15 protein-coding genes and 1 rRNA gene are annotated in these 18685 nt (G+C 71.5%); 8 read left to right on the forward strand and 8 right to left on the reverse strand.

Features of this window, described 5'->3' with window-relative positions; all coding sequences use genetic code 11:
- Positions 1–7: 7 nt before the first annotated feature.
- Positions 8–124: ribosomal RNA gene (gene rrf, locus J5V16_RS21375) — 5S ribosomal RNA — on the forward strand.
- 120 nt (positions 125–244) lie between these two features.
- On the opposite strand, the gene J5V16_RS21380 is transcribed toward rrf, so the two are convergent.
- Positions 245–1381: a hypothetical protein gene (locus tag J5V16_RS21380; RefSeq protein ID WP_208499015.1), complete on the reverse strand. Its 1137-nt coding sequence runs from the start codon at positions 1379–1381 to the stop codon at positions 245–247.
- A 180-nt stretch (positions 1382–1561) separates the two neighbouring features.
- On the opposite strand from J5V16_RS21380, the gene J5V16_RS21385 reads away from it, so the two are divergent.
- The 4 genes from J5V16_RS21385 (at position 1562) to J5V16_RS21400 (ending at position 6673) form a co-directional block, all read left to right on the forward strand.
- Positions 1562–2722 carry a tetratricopeptide repeat protein gene (locus J5V16_RS21385; RefSeq protein ID WP_208499016.1) on the forward strand — a complete coding sequence of 387 codons (1161 nt, stop codon included), beginning with the start codon at positions 1562–1564 and terminating at the stop codon, positions 2720–2722.
- Positions 2723–2850: 128 nt separating this feature from the next.
- Entirely contained in the window at positions 2851–4395 is a 1545-nt protein-coding gene (locus J5V16_RS21390) for a gamma-glutamyltransferase family protein (protein WP_208499017.1), read from the forward strand.
- A 171-nt stretch (positions 4396–4566) separates the two neighbouring features.
- Positions 4567–5694, forward strand: coding sequence for a DNA glycosylase AlkZ-like family protein (locus J5V16_RS21395; RefSeq protein WP_208499018.1), 1128 nt, complete (start codon positions 4567–4569; stop codon positions 5692–5694).
- A gap of 52 nt (positions 5695–5746) precedes the next feature.
- Positions 5747–6673 carry a DMT family transporter gene (locus tag J5V16_RS21400; RefSeq protein WP_208499019.1) on the forward strand — a complete coding sequence of 309 codons (927 nt, stop codon included), beginning with the start codon at positions 5747–5749 and terminating at the stop codon, positions 6671–6673.
- Here the strand turns inward: J5V16_RS21400 and J5V16_RS21405 are convergent.
- The 4 genes from J5V16_RS21405 to J5V16_RS24695 form a co-directional block, all read right to left on the reverse strand.
- A complete protein-coding gene (locus J5V16_RS21405; RefSeq protein WP_208499020.1) occupies positions 6670–7827 on the reverse strand; it encodes a S1 family peptidase in 1158 nt (385 codons plus the stop codon). The two genes, J5V16_RS21400 and J5V16_RS21405, sit on opposite strands and share 4 nt — an antisense overlap.
- 290 nt (positions 7828–8117) lie before the next feature.
- Positions 8118–8981 (reverse strand): NmrA family NAD(P)-binding protein, encoded by an 864-nt coding sequence (locus J5V16_RS21410; protein ID WP_208499021.1) that lies wholly within the window; start codon positions 8979–8981, stop codon positions 8118–8120.
- Between the two features lie 88 nt (positions 8982–9069).
- Positions 9070–9744, reverse strand: a complete 675-nt coding sequence (locus tag J5V16_RS21415) for a response regulator (RefSeq protein ID WP_208499022.1) — start codon at positions 9742–9744, stop codon at positions 9070–9072.
- Positions 9741–11015: a sensor histidine kinase gene (locus J5V16_RS24695; protein ID WP_208499023.1), complete on the reverse strand. Its 1275-nt coding sequence runs from the start codon at positions 11013–11015 to the stop codon at positions 9741–9743. The genes J5V16_RS21415 and J5V16_RS24695 overlap by 4 nt, the downstream gene beginning before the upstream one ends.
- 188 nt (positions 11016–11203) lie before the next feature.
- Here J5V16_RS24695 and J5V16_RS21425 point away from each other — a divergent pair, with 188 nt between their 5' ends.
- Positions 11204–11929 (forward strand): DUF998 domain-containing protein, encoded by a 726-nt coding sequence (locus J5V16_RS21425; RefSeq protein ID WP_208499024.1) that lies wholly within the window; start codon positions 11204–11206, stop codon positions 11927–11929.
- Between the two features lie 324 nt (positions 11930–12253).
- On the opposite strand, the gene J5V16_RS21430 is transcribed toward J5V16_RS21425, so the two are convergent.
- On the reverse strand, positions 12254–12514 hold the full coding sequence (locus J5V16_RS21430) for a hypothetical protein (RefSeq protein ID WP_208499025.1): 261 nt from the start codon (positions 12512–12514) through the stop codon (positions 12254–12256).
- Positions 12515–12614: 100 nt separating this feature from the next.
- Positions 12615–13328 (reverse strand): siderophore-interacting protein, encoded by a 714-nt coding sequence (locus J5V16_RS21435; protein ID WP_208499026.1) that lies wholly within the window; start codon positions 13326–13328, stop codon positions 12615–12617.
- Between the two features lie 66 nt (positions 13329–13394).
- Between J5V16_RS21435 and J5V16_RS21440 the strand changes: the two genes are divergently transcribed.
- Positions 13395–15965 (forward strand): GNAT family N-acetyltransferase, encoded by a 2571-nt coding sequence (locus J5V16_RS21440; RefSeq protein WP_208499027.1) that lies wholly within the window; start codon positions 13395–13397, stop codon positions 15963–15965.
- 146 nt (positions 15966–16111) lie between these two features.
- Here the strand turns inward: J5V16_RS21440 and J5V16_RS21445 are convergent, their stop codons facing one another.
- Positions 16112–17143, reverse strand: coding sequence for a pectate lyase family protein (locus J5V16_RS21445; protein ID WP_208499028.1), 1032 nt, complete (start codon positions 17141–17143; stop codon positions 16112–16114).
- A gap of 200 nt (positions 17144–17343) precedes the next feature.
- Between J5V16_RS21445 and J5V16_RS21450 the strand changes: the two genes are divergently transcribed.
- Positions 17344–18681, forward strand: a complete 1338-nt coding sequence (locus J5V16_RS21450; protein WP_208499029.1) for an ABC transporter substrate-binding protein — start codon at positions 17344–17346, stop codon at positions 18679–18681.
- The last annotated feature ends 4 nt before the right edge of the window (positions 18682–18685 follow it).

Below are 18685 nucleotides of genomic sequence, written 5' to 3' on the forward strand. Positions count from 1 at the left end.
TGGTTTGTTTGGTGGTGAGAGCGGAAGTGACACACCCGGTCCCATTCCGAACCCGGTCGTTACGGCTTCCAGCGCCGATGGTACTGCACTCGAGAGGGTGTGGGAGAGCAGGACACCGCCAAACATTTATTCTAGAGGGAAGGCCCCCACCATCCGGTGGGGGCCTTTTCGTATGCCTGGAACTGTTTCAACGCAGAAAAGAAGGGCCGCAACCCACTGGGTTGCGGCCCTTTCTTGTTTTCGCTTAGACGTATGGGCCTTCGAGGTGTTCGCCGGCGTGCTGGCGGTACCAGAGGCCTCGGTAGCAGCGCCACGGTTGCGGGCGGAGCTGGGTCGGGGCGAAGATCTGCTCGAGGAGGCGCCGGGCTTCGAGGAAGAAATCGAGGCGTTCGTCGGGCGCGGCCACGTGCTGCGAGTCGTCCACGGGAGTTTCGGCCGGGAGGATGGTGAGCGAGGGCCACATCGTGGTCTGCTCGGCGAGCGGCAGGAGCCAGGCGCGCATCTCGTCGAGCGGTTCGCTGCCGACGGTGTACGTGAAGGAGGTTCGGTGGCCGGCTTCGCGGGCCGCGGCGAGGATCTCGGAGAGCCGTTCCGACTGGTGGCTCGTGGCCGGGACCAGAGGGTCGGCTGCTGCGGCGTCCTCGGGGACGCTCGGCTCGGCTTCGGCGGCGGGGCTGTCGTCCTCGAAGGTCTCGGTGGTGAGGAAGAGCAGGACCGGGCCGACCTTCGCCGCCAGTTCCGCGAAGGCGGTCTGGCTGTGGAGGGCCGGGGTGAGGACGCCGAGCGTCGTGGTCTCGGGGAGGCCTTCGGCGGTCATCGCTTCGCGGACCGCGACGAGGTGCTCGACCACGAGGGCTTCGTCGTGGACGCCGCCGGCGGAGAGCGTGACCTCGTCGAAGAGGTGTGGCTCGCCGTCGTCGGCGAGGTCGGAGGCCAAGGCCTGCAACAGGTCGCGGTAGCACTTCACCAGTTCGGGTGATTCCGCGTCGGTCTGCAGAAGGAGGGTCGCGGCGGTGCCGTCGGCGCGCAGGTAGCCGCGGACCTCTTCGCCGGGTTCGGCTTCGATGATCTCGGCGACCGGGGTGCCGTCGACGCAGAGCTCGCTCAGGCCGTGCTGCGGCGACGAAGGGTCGACGTGGGCGCGGAGGCTGAACGGCGATGTGGCGCGGTCGGCGGGCAGGACCAGCATGAACTCTTCGTCTTCGGAGTTCAGCCGGAGGCGCATGCCCTCGGTGTTGTTGCCGCGCAACCCGTACAGGTTCAACGCGATCAGCAGGAGTTCGCTCCACTCGAGGTCGTGCCGGACCGCGAGGCGCCGCCAGCGGTGCACCGTCGACGAGATCGGCCCGGCTGAGTCAGCTGGCTGTGTCGGCTCTTCCATGACCAGTTCCGATCTTTCCTCTCGTCCCCACCGCAGTCACTCCACGGTACAAGACTTTGCCGTACAGGTGGACGCGGTCCACCTCTATGCTAAGGGCGTCGGGAGACAAAAGCACCTGTCGTGAGCACCGGCACGCGGTTCGAGTCCTGTGGAAGTGCCCCCGAGCGATCTGGAGTCGGTATGAGCGATGCCGTCGAACCCGCTGAGGTCCCGTCGCAGCGTGCGCGCGGGCGGGTCCTGCAGGCGGTGAACAAGACCTGGCCGGGGTTCATCTCCGGGGTCGTGGAGGGGCGGGCGCGCCAACTGATCGACAGCGATCAGTACGGTGAGGCCGCCGAGGTCCTGGAGCAGGGCATCGGGAAGTACGGTCCGGCGTCGGTTTCCCAACTGCTGCTGGCGTGGTGCCTGCATTTGAGCGAGCGCCAGGAGGACGCGCTCGAGTGGGCGGTGCGGGCGGTCGAGGAGGAGCCCGACAACGCGGACGCGCATTGGCTGCGGGCGAACATCCTGTTCGAGCTGGGGCGCGCGGACGAGGCGTCGGAGTCGTTGTGGCGGGCGGTCGAGCTGACCCCGGACAATGGCCGGTACTACATGCAGCTGGCCTGGTACCACTATGTCGACCAGGAGTTCGCGAAGACGCGGGAGCTGGTGGAGCAGGCGATCGAGCGGGCGCCGGAGGACGCGTGGGTGCACCACACCGCGGGGCGGATCTACGACCATCACTTGCGGCACAAGCGCGCCCATGCGCATTATGTGCGGGCGCTCGAGCTCGACCCGGACGATGCCGCGGTGCGGGACGACCTCGCGGAGATCCTGCAGACCCGGGGCCGGCTGAGCGCGGGGGTGCGGGTCGCGTGGGAGACCGCGGAAGCCGCCGAGGGCGCTGAGGCCGTGGGCGGGGCCGCTGAGGACGGCGGCGAGGAGCCGCTGTACGAGGTCGTGCTGCGGCGGTGGTCGTGGCGCTGGTACGAGTGGGTGCTGCGGGGTGCGTTGGTGCTCAACGTGGTCGACTGGATCTTCCCGACGCCGTGGCCGGTGTCCGGGGTGGTCGCGGGCGCGTTGGTGCTCTTCTATTGGGTCTTCTGGGTCTTGTCGCTGCGGGCGTTGCCGGCGGTGTGCCGCCGCGACTTGGTCGGCAGGGGGAGGCGCGGGCATTTCGCGGGGACGCTGGCGCGGACGCTGCTGGTGCTCGGCGCGATGGGCCTGGTGCTGTGGGGCGAGTTGAACGCGCTGCAGCACTTGGGGATGCTCGCGTTGATCATCGGCGGGTACGCGGAGTGGTACTGGCGGGCGGCGCGGATTTCCGGGCGGCGTGTGTTCGGGGCCGACCCGGACGTCTAACCGGCCGTTTTCTACTTGCCGACCGGCAAGGTAGGCTTCGGGCGTGCGTGCGGACCTGCGGTTCGGTGCGCGTCGATCCCCCGGGCGGGCCGCTGCTTGGCCCGTCGGTTGTGCAGAAGGAGGCCGTCGTGGTCGATCAGGGTGTGGTGTGTTCGGTCGATCCGCTCGTGAGCGGTATCGGGCGCGAAGTGCTCGCGGCCGGCGGGAACGCCGTGGACGCCGCGATCGCAGCGGGCGCGGCCCTGACCGTCGTCGCCCCGCATCTGTGCGGGCTCGGCGGCGACCTGTTCGCGCTGGTCCACGTGGAGGGCGAGCCGGTGCCGGCGTCCCTGAACGCCTCGGGCCGGGCCGGTTCCGGCGCCGACCCGGCGGGGCTGCGGGCCGAGGGGCACGTGGCGATGCCGTTCCGGAACGATGTGCGCTCGACGACGGTGCCCGGGTGCGTCGACGGCTGGTTCGCGCTGCACGAGCGGTACGGGACGCGGCCGATGGCCGAGCTGCTGGCGCCCGCGATCGCGCTCGCGTCGGGCGGCTGGCCCGCGACGGCGATGCTCGCGAAGGCCGGGCAGACGCTCGCGGGCGTCGACGGCGCGGAGGACCTGGTGGGCTTGGAGGCGGGGGCGACGGTGCGGCGAGAGCGGACCGCCGGGGCGCTGCGCGCGGCCGCCGAGGGCGGCCGGGACGCGTTCTACCTGGGCGAGTTCGGCAAGGGGCTGATCGAGCTGGGCAAGGGGCTCTTCACCGAGGCGGATCTCGCTGCGTCCCAAGCGGATTGGGAAGCGCCGTTGAGCGTCGACGCGTTCGGACACCGGGTGTGGGCGGCGGCGCCGAACTCGCAGGGGTACCTGCTGCTGCTCGCGCTGGCGATCGCGGACCGGCTGGAGCTGCCGGCGGACGCGCAGGACCCGCTGTGGGCGCATTACCTGGTGGAGGCTTCGCGGCAGGCCGGATACGACCGGCCGGAGCGGTTGTTCGAGGGTGCTGACGTCACGGATCTGCTTGCGGCCGTGGGGGAGCGGGCGGCGCGGATCAGCGCGGACCGGAAGGCCGAGGTGCCGGTGCGGCAGTCGGCGGGCGGGACGACGTACATGGCGGTGCTCGACGGGAACGGCATGGGCGTGTCGTACATCCAGTCGAACGCGGCGGGGTTCGGGACGTGGCTGTTCGAGCCGCGCACGGGGATCGGGCTGCAGAACCGGGGGACCGGTTTCAACCTGGAGCCGGGGCACCCGGCGGAGTTCGGGCCGGGGAGGCGGCCGCCGCACACGCTGGTGCCGGCGCTGGTGACGCGGCCGGACGGGTCGCTGCGGCTGGTGGCCGGGTCGATGGGCGGCGATTCGCAGCCGCAGATCGTGGCGCAGCTGATCGCGCGGGTGCTGCACGGCCGCGAGTCGGTCGAGGCGGCCGTGGGAGCGGCGCGGTGGCGGCTGCACCCCGGCGAGACCGGGTTCGGGACGTGGACCGGCGAGCACGAGATCGACGTGGAGCTCGAGGCGGGGCGGCCGGACGCGTGGGCCGAGGGGCTGCGGTCGCGCGGGTTCGCGGTGCGGGACGCGGAGGCCGGGAGCGGTTTCGGCCACGCGCACCTGATCGAGGTCGGCGAGGACGGGCACGCGGAGGGCGCGGCGGACCCGCGCGCGGAGACGGGGACGGTGGCGGTCGCGCCGAACTAGGTCGAATGAGGGGGCTGGCGTGTTTTCGGCGGTCGCATTGCACTGATCGAGGTTCGGTGGTGCGGGGCGGCTCGGGTTCGGTTCGCGCGCCGGTGCTGGCGGGGTGGGTTGTCGGGGGGCGGTTGTACGGTCGGGGGGTGGAGCTTGTTGTGTTGGGAGAGGACTGGAGCTGTGCCTGAGTCGTTGCGGCTTGCCGATGCTCGCCGGATCGCCATCGCCGCGCAGTTGCGGCCGAAGGCGACCCGGTTCAAGACCGTGTTGGAGCGGCTCGGGTGCATTCAGCTCGACACGATTTCGGCGGTGCGCCGCGCCCATGAGTTGACGCTGCTCGCCCGGGACCTCGATGTCGCCGAGGCCGTGCGGAGCCTGGAGCGGCGCCGGAGCCCGGTCGCGTTCGAGTACTGGGCGCATGCGATGTCGCTGCTGCCCGTCTCCGCCTGGCCGTATCTCGCGCGGCGGCGCCGGAACTGGCGCGAGCGGTATCAGGACGATTCGCTCGCCGCCGCTGAAGCCGAGGTGCACGCGCTGCTCGCGCGGCACGGCGCGATCACCGTCTCCGACTTCCCGTCCGGTGCGATGCACCGCGACCGGGGCACCGGGGACATGGGCGACAGCTGGAACCACCGCACCGACCACAAGCACGCGGTCGAGCGGATGCTCTGGTTCGGGGAGGTCGCCTGCACGCACCGGATCGGGTTCAAGCGCGTCTACCAGCTGGCCGAGCGCGCCATTCCCGCCGAGCACCTGTGGGACGCCGACGATGAGGCGTGCCTGCGCTACATGGTGTCCACCGCGCTGCGCAACCTCGGCGTGGGCACCACGAAGGACATCGCCGACTACTTCCGGCTCAAGATCGCCGACACCGACCGCGTGCTCCGCGAGCTCGAGGTCGAGCAGGTGGCCGTCGAGGGCTGGAAGGCCCGCGCCTGGATCGACCCGCAGGTGCGCCGCACCCGCCTCAGCGGCGCCGAGCGGGCGGTCGCGGTGTCGATGTTCGACCAGCTGGTGTGGCTGCGCGAGCGCATGGAGCGCCTGTGGGGCCACGGCTGGAAGATCGAGATCTACGTGCCCGAGCCGCAGCGCACCTTCGGCTACTACTGCCTGCCGGTGTTCGTCGGCGACGACCTGCCGGGCCGGGTCGCGCTGCGCCGCAGCAACGGCGACCTCGTCGTCGAGGCCGTGCAATGGGACGACGCCCGCGCCGACCGCGAGCACCTGCACGCCGCCGTCGAGCGGGCCGCGTCGTGGGTGAACGCCGAGGTCCGCTGGAAGGGCGAGGTCCAGCCGCTCACGCTCTGAGCCCGATCGCAGTTCCCCACCTGACCTGCGCTTTCGGGCCTATCGTGGAGGTATGCAGCCCACCCGCGACCGGGCCGCGCTCGCCGCGTTCGCCGGCGCGACCCTCCTCGCCGGCGGCAATGCCGTAGGCATCAGGTTCAGCAACCGGGAACTCGACCCGCTGTGGGGCGCGTCCCTGCGGTTCGGCGCCGCCGCGCTCCTGCTCCTGGCGATCATGGCGGTCCTGCGGCTGCGCTTCCCGCGCGGGAAGGCCCTCGCCGGGACGGTCCTGTTCGGGGTGCTCAACTTCGGCGTCTCGTTCTCGCTCGCCTACTACGCGCTCGTCTACATCCACGCCGGGCTGGGCCAGACCCTGCTGGCGCTGGTGCCGCTCGCGGCGCTGCTGCTGGCCGTGGCGCAGGGCCAGGAGGAGTTCCATGCGTCCGCGCTGGTGGGCACGCTCGTCGCCGTGGCGGGTGTCGCGGTCGTGTCGCAGGCGCCGCTGCGCGCGGACGTGCCGGCCCTGGTCTTGTTGGCGGCGTTGGGCGCCGTGCTGTCGTTCGCCGAGTCGGCGGTGCTGGTCAAGCGGCTGCCGAAGGTCCACCCGGTGGTGATGAACGCGGTCGGGATGGCGGCCGCGGCGGTGCTGCTGTTCGCCGGGTCGTTCGCGCTGGGCGACGAGTGGGTGCTGCCGCGGGTCGCTGACACGTGGTGGGCGCTGGCGTACGTGGTGGTGGCGGGCTCGGTGCTGACGTTCGTGCTGTACCTGACGGTGATCCAGCGGTGGGGCGCGTCGCGCGCGGCGTACGTGTTCGTGGTGATCCCGCTGGTGGCGATCTGCGTGTCGGCGTGGCTCGACGACGAGCCGCTGACGTGGTCGCTCCTGGTCGGGGCGCCGCTGATCCTCGCGGGGGTGTACGTGGGCGCGCTGCGCCGGCGCGAACGAAGGGGCCTCCCTTCCGGAAGGCCCCCCACGTTATTCGGTTCGCATCGTCGTTAGGTGGTGACGAGGGTCAGGCCCCAGGCGGAGAGGGCCGGGCCGATGGGCTGGAAGAAGGTCGTGCCGCCGGAGGAGCAGTTGCCCGAGCCGCCGGAGGTCATGCCCTGCGCGCTGTTGCCGGAGATGAACGAGCCGCCGGAGTCGCCGGGCTCGGCGCACACGTTGGTGCGGGTCATGCCGAAGACGGAACCCTCGGCGTAGTTGACGGTCTGGTTGAACGCCTGCACGGTCCCGCAGCGCCAGCCGGTGGTCGAACCGGAGCGGCAGATGGAGGAGCCGACCGCGGCCTGCGTCGCGTTGGCGACGTCGCGGGTGCCGGAGTACATGTTCACGTCGTCGAGCAGCTGCTCGCCGGAGCCGACGGCGACCCAGGCGCGGTCGGCGGACGGGAACACCGAGTTGCGGAAGGTGCCCGGGGCGGCCTCGCCGCTGGTGACCTGGTCGCCCGCGGAGCCGCAGTGGCCGGCGGTGACGAAGCCGGGGGTCGAGCCCTGGCGGACCGAGAAGCCGACCGAGCAGCGCCACGAGTTCTCGACGATGTACGCGTCGCCGCCGCGCACGAAGTACGTCTGGGGCGCTTCGGCCGCGGTGTCGACGGTGACGAGCGACGGGTCGATCCCGGCGGCCTCGATCAGGCCGGCGGCGGTGGCGGTGTCGGCGGCCTCGATGACGAGCGTGTTGTTCACGACGTCGACGTAGTTGCCGTAGTAGCCGTCCATCGAGATCGGGGCGACCGCGGCGGCGGCGTCCTCAAGGGTCGCGAGGTCGTGCTCGACGAGGACCGGGGTGGCGCCCTCGGCGCGCAGCCCGGTGGTGTCGGCCGCGTCGGTGGTGGCGACGAAGATCTCGTCGGCCTCCTCCGAGACCCACAGGCCCGCATAGGACTCGTCGAGGTCGGCGGGGACCTCTTCGAGCAGGTCGGCGGCGACGTCCTCGACGGCGAGGCGGTCGTAGGCCTCGGCCTCGGTGAGGCCGAAGGTGTCCTGGAGTTCGCTGATCAGCGCCTCGGAGACGTTGCCGGTGAGTTCGGCGCGGGCCTCTTCGGCCTTGGCGTCGAGGATCTCGGCGGAGGCCGGAGCGGCCCCGGCGGCCAGGGAGAGTGCGGTGGCGATGGCGCCGGCAGCGGTGACTGCAAGCGCGCGTTGGCGATTCATGTGATGCGTGCCTTTCGGGTGAGGGCATCGGGCGGCCGACGGGGAGGCGACCGCCATGGCAGGCCGGCCGCGTCCGCTGGTTGCGGACCGGGCCGAGATGATGGTGAGCCGTGCCATACAAGGAGATTAGAGCCAAATCGGAAAAAGTTAAAGATGCAAGTAATTCAGTGAATATCAACCTAAGTGGTGTGTTGTTTCAGGAATGTCAAATACTCTGTTAATTCCCAGAATTACGGGCAAAAAGGGGCGCAACCGCGACTGCGGTTGCGCCCCTTCGGGTGTTGCCCGATCTAACGGAACGCGTCGGCGTTCGCCGTGGCCCACGCGGTGAAGGGCAGCGGCTGCCGCCCGACGATCCGCTCGACGGTGTCGGCCACCGTGCGCCCCTCCTCGGGGGTGTTGCCCAGGGCCTCCGTGAGGAACGCGATCACGTGCTCGGGCATGCCCTCGCCGCGCCACTTCTCGTGCGCCTCTTCGACGGTGAGCTCCACGAACTCGATCTCGCGGCCGACCGCGTCGCCCAGGGCGCGGACCTTGTCCTGCATCGTCAGGACCTCGGGGCCGGTGATGACCAGCGACTCGCCGTCGTACCCGCCGTCGACGAGGACCTTCGCCGCGACCGCGCCGATGTCGGCCGGGTGGACCATGGCGCTGAGCCGGTCGCCGAAGGGCTCGCGGATCGCCTCGCCGGCCTTGATCACCCCGGACCACCACATGGCCGCGTTCGACATGAACTCGACCGGGCGCAGGAACGTCGCCTCGATCGCGCTGGCCTCGAGGGCCTGTTCGAGGGGGCCGGTGGCGACGCCGCCGAGGACGGTGGCGCGGCGGACGCCGGCCTGCTCGGCGAGGGCGACGAGCCCGGCGGGGTCGGGTAGGGCGCCGTAGCCCTCGCCGGCGAAGTTGATGAAGTGGACGGCGTCGACGTCCTTGAAGGCGTCGGCGAGGGTGTCGAGCGCGGCGAGGTCGCCGACGGCGATCTCGACGCCTTCGGGAAGGGCCGCTTCGGCGTTGCGGGTCAGGGCCCGGATCTGGGCGGTCGGGTCGAGGGCGGTGATCTGCTCGACGACGTTGCGGCCGACGGTGCCGGTGGCGCCGGTGACGAGGATGCGCATGGGGTTCTCCTTCTTCGAAACTCCGGAACGGAATGTCATGTTCCGATCATAGCAGAGCGGAACGATCTGTTCCAATAAGGGGGCCGGGTTTTTCCGAAGAAGTGCCGACGGCTGGTATCGGCGCTGGTCAGCGCTCTCTCGGGTCGCCCGCGGTGATGAGGCCCGTCTCGTACGCGCAGATGACCGCTTGCGCGCGGTCGCGCAGGCCGAGCTTGGCGAAGACCTTCCCGACGTGCGTCTTCACCGTCTGCTCCGACACGAACAGGGCTTTGGCGATCTCCGGGTTCGACAGGCCCCGGGCGATCAGGCGCAGGACTTCCTCCTCGCGCGGGGTGAGCGTGTCGAGCTTCGCCGACCGCCGCAGGGCCGGTTTCGCCTTGAAGCTCTGCTCGATGAGCCGCCGCGTCACCGACGGCGCCAGCAGCGCGTCGCCCGCCGCGACCACCCGCACCGCCGCGATGAGGTCGCCGGGCGGGGCGTCCTTGAGCAGGAACCCGCTGGCGCCCATGCGGAGCGCCTCGTAGACGTAGTCGTCGAGGTCGAACGTGGTCAGCATGAGCACCCGCGGCCGCCGCTCCTCCGGGACGGACAGGATCCGCTTCGCCGCCTCCAAGCCGTCCATAGTGGGCATGCGCACGTCCATGAGGACCACGTCGGGCCGCAGTCGGGCCGTCTCGGTGACCGCGCCGACACCGTCCTCGGCGTCACCCGCGACCTCGATGTCCGCCTGCGCGTTCAGCAGCGCCGCGAACCCGGCGCGCACCATGGCCTGGTCGTCGGCGATCAGCACCTTGATCGTCACGGGGACTCCTCAATGGTCGAACGGTCCTCGATGGGCAGCACCGCGTGCACGCGGAACCCGCCCTCGGCGGTCGGCCCGGTCTCGAGCGTCCCGCCGTCGAGCGAGACGCGCTCGCGCATCCCGACCAGGCCCAGCCCCGACCCGTGCGGGTCCGGCACCGCCCCGCCCGAGGGCGGCGGGCCGTTCACCACCGTAACCTCGATCCGCCCGTCCACGGCGGCGACCTCGACGTCCGTCGCGGCACCGGGCGCGTGCCGCACCACGTTGCTCAACGCCTCCTGCACCACCCGAAACACCGTGAGCGCCACCGTCTCCGGCAGGTCCTCCGGCACGCCGCCCACCCGCAGCGCCACCGGCGTCCCCGCCCGGTCGACCGCCTCCGCGAGCCCCCTCAGCGCCCCCGGGCCCGGCTGCGGCGCCCGCGCACCCGCCTCGTCCTCACTGCGCAGCACCCCCAACAGCCGCCGCATCTCCGCCAGCGACTCGCGCGCCTGCCCGCTGATCGACCGGAACTCCGCCTTCGCCTCCTCGCCGAGCCCCGCGAGCCGGTACTCCGCCGTCGACGACTGCACCGCGATCACCGACATGTGGTGCGCGACAATGTCGTGCAGCTCCCGCGCGATCCGCGTCCGCTCCTCGAGCAGCCGCCGCTGATGCCGCTCGGTCTCGGCGACCCGCTCCTCCTCGGCCACCCGCGCCCGGCCCTGCCGCCAGATCCGCACCGTCAACCCGATCAGGAACGCCAGCGCCCCCAGCAGCGCGCCGAGCGTGAGACTGTCCCCGGCGAGGCTGGCGCTGGGGAGCACCTGTTCCGCCGGCTGCGGATCCAGCGAGCCCACATTGGACGCCCAGATCGCGAGCATCCCCGCCAGGAGATACCCGACCCAGCACAGGACGCCCAGCCACGGCCGCCGGTCTCGGCCGAGCGCGAACAGCACGACCAAGGCCGCGAACAGGTTCGTCGTGGTGAGCGGCCACGGCATCCAGGCCTCGATTGACGAGAACAGCAGGATCATCGTGAACGAGGCCATGACCAGCAGCCACGCCTCGAACGGCCGGAACCGGGCCAGCACGACCGCAGCGCCCGTGGCCCCGGCCGGAAATACCGACCATGCGATCCCGTAGTCGACGCCCAGCGTGTGGTTCTCGATCAGGAACAGCATCAACGCGAACGGCACCGAACCGGGACCGACGAGCGCGAGCGTGGTCGTGAACCGCCAGCGCCACGAGACGGCGCCGATCGGCGCGGCGGCGATCAGGTACGTGATCACGGCACGGACCGGGCTGGACTTCCCGGATCGGGTCTCGGACTGCACCCGTCCAACGTATGCCGCCCCCGGCCTGCGCGCCCTCACTCCCGGGTACGGGATTCCGGGCCCGCTCTCACCCCCTGGGGTGAGGCCCGATTCCACGCCGCAGCCCGAGGGAACGGCGCGTTCGCGCCCCTACCGTTCGCCGCATGTTCCAGCACCTGTTCCGCTCTCGCGCAGCCGAAGTGACCGCCATGGCCGCGGTCGCCGCCAGCCAGGCCGGCTTCGCGGTGATGCACCTGACCCAGTCCGACGCGGTGAACCCGGTGGCCACGCCGGTGTCGAGCTACGCCCTCACGTGGCCGGGGATCGTCCTGTTCCCCGCCTCGGTCCTCGCCCTCGCGCTGGCGTGCGCGATCCTCGCCGGGCGCGGGGTCGGGCTCGCCCGGGAGCGGTTCGTCCGCTTCCTGCTCGGCTCGACCGCGGTGATGCTGCTGTGCGCGGCGGTCTTCCGGACCGGGACGCCCGAATCAGGGCTCACATGGTGGGCGCAGATCCACCGCTACACCGCGGGGGCGGCGTTCGTGCTGCTCACGGTCGTGGCGGCGTTGTGCGCGGTGCGCATGAAGGACGCCGACGTGCCCGACTGGGTGCGGCGGGGCACATGGTGGGTGACGGGCCTGGCGGCGCTGACGTTCCTGACGACGACGGTGAACACGTTCCTGCCGGGATTCCTCGACGGCGGCGACTGGCGCGGGATCGGGCAGCGGGTGCTCCTGGTGGTGCTCTCGGCGCTGGTGTGGATCCTGGTGGCGAACTCGGCCCGGGCGACCGTCCGGGCGGCGGCACCGGTGCCCGCGGGTGCCGATGCGGCGGCGGTTCCGATTGGGACGGTCGCGGATGCGGTGCCCGCGCTGGCGGGGACGCGGTCGTGAGCGGGCTCGGGGCGCTGCGGGCGCGGTGGGGCCGGGCGCGGATGGCGATGGGGAAGTGCGGGGAGCTGCGGCGGCGGGAGCGGTCGCGGCGCGACGGCCCGGTGTTCGTCCGACCGGAGGAGGCCCCGCCGGGGCCGGGCTTCGGGAGCTGGTTCTAGCGGGAGGGCGGTCCGGTGCACCTGGGGTCGGGTGTGTCGGGAATCAGGCGCCCCCGATATCAAGGATGCGAGAGGGGTACGACATTCGCGGGCAGGAGCGGGCGGGTGCGGGGACAGTGAAGCGGTGAGGGCGGTCCGTGCGGCGCGCCCTCTTTCTCGATGAGGCTCAAATCGAGTTGGCGTACTGCTCGAAGGTGTCGGCGCCGCCTTGGTAGAGGGTGATGGCCTCTTCGAGCTTCTCCTTCGCCTGCTGCCACTGGCCGAGCGCTTCGCCGGGCATAGGGCTGCCGGTGTCCTGGGTGGCGGCGGTGCCGGCGCCGATCGCGTTCTCGGTCTGGGACTGGGCGCCGCCGATGGCGCCCATGGCCTCCTGGACCTGTTCGATCGCGCTCTGGATCTGCGACTTGATCTCCGCGGTGCTGGCCATGCGCCGTCCCCCCTCGCCTCGAGAATGCCCGGTTACGAGGCTCACCGTAATGGACGCGGGGCGTTTTTCGCGGCCGTTCGCGCCGACGCCCCGCGCGCGGTCACGCGCGCCAGTACGCCATCGCGTGGAGCCGGTCCTTGGGGATGCCGATCTCCTTGCGGGCGAACGCGGTCAGCGCGCGGGTGGAGGCGGCTTCGCAGGCGATCCAGCAGTAGGCCGCGGCGGGGTCCGGGGCGAGTTCGGGGAGTTCCTTGCGGACCTGCTCGACGAGCGCGCCGCCGTCCTGGCCGCGCGGGACGCGCCGCAGGTCGTGGTGTGCGGTGGTGCGGTAGGGGAGTTCGCCGTCGTCGGCGGTCTCGAACCAGATCGTGGCCGGGGTCTCGGGGAAGGCGTCGAGGAGCGAGTTGATCGCTGGGAGCGACGCGGCGTCGCCGACGAGGAGCAGCCGCTCCGGGGCGGGGTCGAGGGGCTCGAACCCGGTGCCGTACACCGTCGCCTGGATGGTCTCGCCCGGTTCGGCCCGGCGGGACCAGTCGCTCGCGGTGCCGTCGTGGAGCGCGAACTCGATGGCGAACGTGCCGGCCTCGCGGTCGGGGTCGACGATGGTGTAGCCGCGCTGGTGGGGCTTGCCGTCGTGGTCGAACCAGAGCCGCACCCACATCGTGGGGTGCGGGGGCAGCTGGGCGAGGAGGCCGCCGTCGGTGAAGGCGAGCCGGCGGTAGTGCTCGGTGATCTGCGTCGCGCCGGTGACGGTGAACGTGAAGTCCTTGGCGCGCAGCAGCTTCAGCACCGCGCCCTCCCAGCCGTGTCCCATGCCCGGTCCCTTCTCGCACCCCAGTGCGAATCAAGCTCATTACTCTTAGGTTAGACTAACCTAACTATGAGTTTCGTGTGCTACCGGGACGCCTGGGGCGTCCCCCACCTGCGCGCGACCGATCCCCAATCGCTCGCGTTCGCCCAGGGACACAACGCCGCCGACGACCGCGCCTGGCAACTGGAGACCCTTCAGCGCCGCGCCACCGGGACCTCGGCCGCCATCTTCGGACCCGAATGGCTCCCCTGGGACCGCCTCGCCCGCCAGACCCGCATCACCGACACCGCCCGCGCCGCCTACGACCACCTCGACCCCGACACCGCCGCCTGGGTCCGCGCCTACACCGCCGGCGTCAACACCGCCCTCCCCCGCGCCGCCGCCCACGCCCCCGAATTCACCAGCCCCCCAACCCCATGGCAACCCTGGACCCCCCTCGCCGTCTGGCACGCCGAACACCTCCTCTTCGGCTCCGGCTTCCCCGCCAAACTCTGGCGCGAACGCGTCATCGAACACCTCGGCCCCGAAGCCGTCGGCCGCTTCGCCATGGACGGACCCGCCCCCACCGGCTCCAACGGCTGGATCACCACCCGCACCGCCACCGGCGCCCCCATCATCGCCGGCGACCCCCACCGCTTCCTCCAACTCCCCGGCGCCTACCAGCAAATCCGCCTCGCCTGCAACGAATTCGACGTCATCGGCCTCGCCATGCCCGGCCTCCCCGGCATCGCCCACTTCGCACACACCGGCCACGTCGCCTGGGGCATCACCAACGCCATGGCCGACACCCAGGACCTCTACCAAGAGCAACTGCGCCGCCACCCCGACGGCACCCTCGAAGCCCATGGCCCCCACGGCTGGGAACCCGCCCTCACCCGCACCGAGACCATCGACGTCGCCGGCACCGCACCCGCCACCGTCGAAATCACCACCACCGCCCGCGGCGCCGTCATCGCCGACGACGGCACCACCGCGCTGGCCCTGCGCAGCCCGCTCGACGCCGAACCCGAGATCGGCTTCGCGGCCCTCCCGAAACTGCTGCGCGCCCGCACCGTCGCCGACGTCGACGCCGCCCTCGACGGCTGGGTCCTCCCCGTCAACGTGGTCATGGCCGCCGACACCGCCGGCGGGCTCCTCCACCGCGTCGCCGGGCGCGTGCCCGAACGCGACGCCGCCAACCTCGTCCGCCCCGTCCCCGCCTCCGACCCGCGCTACGCCTGGCGCGGTTGGAAGCCCTCGGCCTCCAAGCCGGTCGACGGGTTCGCGGCCATGGCCAACGACCGCGGCATCTCCGGGCCGCTCGGCGTCGAGTTCTGCTCCCCGGCGCGGGCCGCGCGCATCGCCGAACTCCTCGCGGCGCGCGACGACTGGACCGCCGCCGACATGGCCGCCGTCCACACCGATACGCTCCTGCCCACCGCCGCACCGCTGCTCGGCCTCCTCGCCGGGCTCGACCTCACCGGGCCCGCCGCGGCCCTGCGCGACCGGCTGCTCGCCTGGGACCGCCGCATGGACGCCGCCAGCGCCGACGCCGCCGCGTTCGCCGCGTTCCGGGCCGCGTTCATCCGCGGCCTCGCCGCCCTCCCGGTCGTCGCCCCCCTCGCCGCGCCCTCCCGCCACCCCGAGGTGTTCGCGCCCTGGCTCGTCCTCGAAGTCCGCATCGGCTTCGCCCTCGAGCACCTCCTCGACGGCGACCTCATCACCGCCACCGAACGGGACGCCGCACTGCGCGCCGCACTCGACACCGCTGCGGCGCAGCCGGACACGACCTGGGGCGAGGTCCACCGCCTCGTCCCCTGGCGCGACATCGACCCGCCCGAGGCGCTCACCGGCATGTCCGGCGACGCCGACTGCGTCCTGTCCACCTCCGGCGCCCCCGGCCTCACCGAGGACTTCTCCCGCGGGCCCGCCGCCCGCTGGGTCTGGGACCTCGCCGACCGCCCACAGAGCCGCTGGATCGTCCCCTTCGGCGCCTCAGGGCGCCCCGGCCCGCACTACCGCGACCAGCACGCCCTCTGGCGCGACGGCGAACTCATCCCCGTCACCACCGACTGGCAAGCACTGCAAGAGGAGTACCGCATGATCGACCGCCCCGCCGTGTTCGAGCAGACCCTGGACGGCTTCGGCGCCGTCGCCATCGTGCCCGTCCACCCCAGTGAGGATCTCGACCTCATCTACGGCTGGGTCACCGAGGAGCGCGCCCGCTTCTGGGGCATGACCGAGCACACCAAGGACTACGTGCTCGAGATCTACGAGTACCTCGACGCCCTCCCCACCCACCACGCCTACCTCGTGCTGCGCGACCGCGAACCCGTAGCGCTCTTCCAGACCTACGAGCCCGACGCCGACCCCGTCGGCGAGTGCTACGACGTCGAACCCGGTGACATCGGCGCCCACCTCCTCGTCGCCCCCGCCCGCGGCACCGCCACACCCGGCTTCACCGGCGCTCTCATGCGCGCCTTCGCCGCGTTCCTCTTCGCCGACCCCAAGCACCGGCGCATCGTCGTCGAACCCGACGCCCGCAACGAGCAGGCCGCCGTCCGCATGCGCCGCACCGGTTTCACCCTCGGCCCCGAGATCCAGCTGCCCGACAAGACCGCCCGCCTCGCGTTCCTGCGCCGCGAGGACGCCTGCCTCTGAAGCACCGCCGGCCGGCCCCGGCGTGGGGCCGGCCGGCGGCGCCTTTGCCGCGGCCGGTCGCGCATGCGGCGGCCCCGGCACTGGTGCCATGCCAGGGCCGCCGCGGGAATGCAGAGGCGGTGTCCATCTAGGAGCACCCCCGCAGCTCAGGTCCCAATCTCGGGCTGCGGTCCGCTGAATTCGTCCAGGAGCGCCGGGACGGCGCGGGCCGGATCGGCCCGGTAGTCGTAGAAGTCGCGCGGGTCGAACGCGTCGCCCTGCTCGGTGACGATCCCCTCGTCCCACGTGCAGTCCACAGTGATGTTCCCGCGCTGCACGAGTTCGCCCGCGACCGTGTAGTACGGGTTGTGCGTGCCCTCGTAATAGCTGTGCTCGATCACCGCGCTGGTCGCGCCGCGGACGTAGTTGCCGTAGGCGGAGACGTCCTGCAGGTAGTTGTTGTACATGTGCAGGTTCGCGATGTTGTCGGCGCTGGGGTTTCGCTGGACGGTGTTCTTGAACCAGTTGTGGTGGACGGTGATCCGGGCGGTGACGTTCGGGGTCCAGCCGATGCCGAAGGTCTTGTTGTTGTCGAAGAACCGGTTCCAGGAGACGGTGAGGAACGTGGTGTCCTTGCGGCTGTCGAGGAGGCCGTCGTTCATGCGGGTGAGGGTGTTGTGGTCGATCCAGATGTGGTCGGCGGTGTCGAGCTGGATCGCGTCGTAGTCGTACTGCTTGTCGTCGGGGTCGTCCTCGGGCATGAGGGTGTCGCGGATGGTGAGGTTGCGGATGATCACGTTGTGGACGCCGGTGCCGAGGTAGAAGCCGCCGCCGACGATCTCGCCGCCGGTGCCGACGCCGATGATGGTCTTGTCGGAGGCGACCTTGAGCTCGGTGCCCTTGGGGGTGATCTCGATGGCGTCGGCGACGCGGATGACGTAGGGCTCGGCGGCGGTGGCGTACCGGGCGAGCTCCTCCATCGTGTCGACGGTGACGGTGGCGCCGGCGGCGCCGCCGGTGGTGGGGCCGCGGCCGAGGCCGGGGAGTGAGGCGAAGCCGTCGGCGGTGTCGGACCAGCCGTGCGCGGGGCGCGAGGGCGGTTCGGCGCCGGCGCTCGTGCCGGCGGCGAGGCCGGCGAGGACGAGGGCGGTCGCGGCCGCGGCGGCGAGGGCTCGGCGGGGTGCGGGGGAGGGGTTCATGTGGACGCTCCTATCGGACGGGGCGGCGCCTGCTCGGCTCAGCCTAGGCACCGTCATCGATTTCCGTCAATGGGTTGCCGATACTTCCGATTAATTTTTTTCATGGCTTGACATAACTGGGGCCGCAGTCCTAACCTGATCGCACTCATCGAGTCCGATCGATGCCCCCCACCCCTTGTCCACGTGAAGGGACCGCCAGCGTGACCAGCGAACGACCCCCCGGCTCCGGTTCGGAGCTCAACCGTCGCAACCTGATGAAGCTCTCCGGCCTCGGCCTGGCCGCCGTCCCGGGGCTCGCCGCCTGCGGGCGCGGCTTCGGCGGGGGCGGCGATGACGAGTCCGGCGACGGCGTCACCCTCAACATGGTCTGGTGGGGCGACGCCACCCGGGCCGAGAAGACCCAGGCCGCCCTCGACATCTTCATGGAGGCCAACCCGGACATCACGATCGAGGTCGAGTACCAGGACTCCGGGCCCTACCAGGACAAGCTCGCGACCCGGTTCGCCGCGAACGACGCGCCCGACCTCATGGCGATGCGTATGGACTCCCTGCGCGAGTACGCCGACCGCGGCGCGCTCCTCGACCTGAGCGGGTACGGGGACGACATCGATCTGAGCGGCCTCAGCGAGAACGCCGCCAATCTGGCCGAAGTGGACGGTGCGGTCTTCGGGGTACCGGCCGGGCTCAACGCGGTCGGGTTCGTCATCCGCAAGGACTTCGCCGAGCAGTACGGCGTGGCCGTCCCGGACGGGGACACCTGGAGCTGGGACGACCTCGCGGCGTTCGCGCAGGCGGTCAGCGACGCCTCCGGCAAGGAGGTGTACGGCACCGGCTTCGACGTGCAGACCCTGCAGAACCTCGTCGTGTGGGTGCGCCAGCAGGGCGAGGACCTGTTCACCGAGGACGGCAGGCTCGGCGTCTCGGCGGCCACCATGGAGGCCTGGTTCGACCTCGTCGGCGGCATGCGGGAGACCGGCGCGTACCCGCCCGCGGGGTTCTTCGAGGAGATCGGCGGCTCCGCCGACCAGTCCTACATCGCCCAGGGCAAGCTCGCGTCCCAGATCATCCCCACGAACAACTTCCTCGGCTACAACGAGGCGTGCAGCGGGAACCTCGCGCTGCTGCGCATCCCGGGCGAGACGCAGGCCGTGCGGCGCGGGCAATCGGTTGACTGCCCGCACCTGTGGTCGGTCGCGGCCACTTCGAAGCACCCGAAGGAGGCCGTGCGGCTCCTCGACTTCCTCACCAACGACCCCGAGGCGTCCCTCGCGACCGGCACCACCCGCGGCGTGCCCGCGAGCGCGGCGGTGGCCGAGGAGATCAAGGACTCCCTCGAGCCGGACGACCTCACCGCCACCGAATACCTCATGGGCCTGCAGGCCGAGGACCTGCCGCGCTCCTACACGTACCCGCCTGGCGGCAGCGCCATCGCCGACTTCCTCGACGTGATCGCCGTCGAGGTCGAGTTCGGCCGCCAGACGCCCGCCGACGGGGCCGCCCAGTTCATCGCCGACGCCACGGCGGCGATCGAAGGGTGACCGC

This window comes from Glycomyces niveus, from assembly GCF_017592475.1.
Lineage (GTDB): Bacteria > Actinomycetota > Actinomycetes > Mycobacteriales > Micromonosporaceae > Glycomyces > Glycomyces niveus.

Excerpts from the sequence above, each read along its gene's own strand:
- J5V16_RS21380 (WP_208499015.1), bottom strand. The coding sequence starts at position 1,381 with ATGGAAGAGCCGACACAGCCAGCTGACTCAGCCGGGCCGATCTCGTCG.
- J5V16_RS21385 (WP_208499016.1), top strand. The coding sequence starts at position 1,562 with ATGAGCGATGCCGTCGAACCCGCTGAGGTCCCGTCGCAGCGTGCGCGC.
- J5V16_RS21400 (WP_208499019.1), top strand. The coding sequence starts at position 5,747 with ATGCAGCCCACCCGCGACCGGGCCGCGCTCGCCGCGTTCGCCGGCGCG.
- J5V16_RS21405 (WP_208499020.1), bottom strand. The coding sequence starts at position 7,827 with ATGAATCGCCAACGCGCGCTTGCAGTCACCGCTGCCGGCGCCATCGCC.
- J5V16_RS21410 (WP_208499021.1), bottom strand. The coding sequence starts at position 8,981 with ATGACATTCCGTTCCGGAGTTTCGAAGAAGGAGAACCCCATGCGCATC.
- J5V16_RS21425 (WP_208499024.1), top strand. The coding sequence starts at position 11,204 with ATGTTCCAGCACCTGTTCCGCTCTCGCGCAGCCGAAGTGACCGCCATG.
- J5V16_RS21430 (WP_208499025.1), bottom strand. The coding sequence starts at position 12,514 with ATGGCCAGCACCGCGGAGATCAAGTCGCAGATCCAGAGCGCGATCGAA.
- J5V16_RS21435 (WP_208499026.1), bottom strand. The coding sequence starts at position 13,328 with ATGGGACACGGCTGGGAGGGCGCGGTGCTGAAGCTGCTGCGCGCCAAG.
- J5V16_RS21440 (WP_208499027.1), top strand. The coding sequence starts at position 13,395 with ATGAGTTTCGTGTGCTACCGGGACGCCTGGGGCGTCCCCCACCTGCGC.
- J5V16_RS21445 (WP_208499028.1), bottom strand. The coding sequence starts at position 17,143 with ATGAACCCCTCCCCCGCACCCCGCCGAGCCCTCGCCGCCGCGGCCGCG.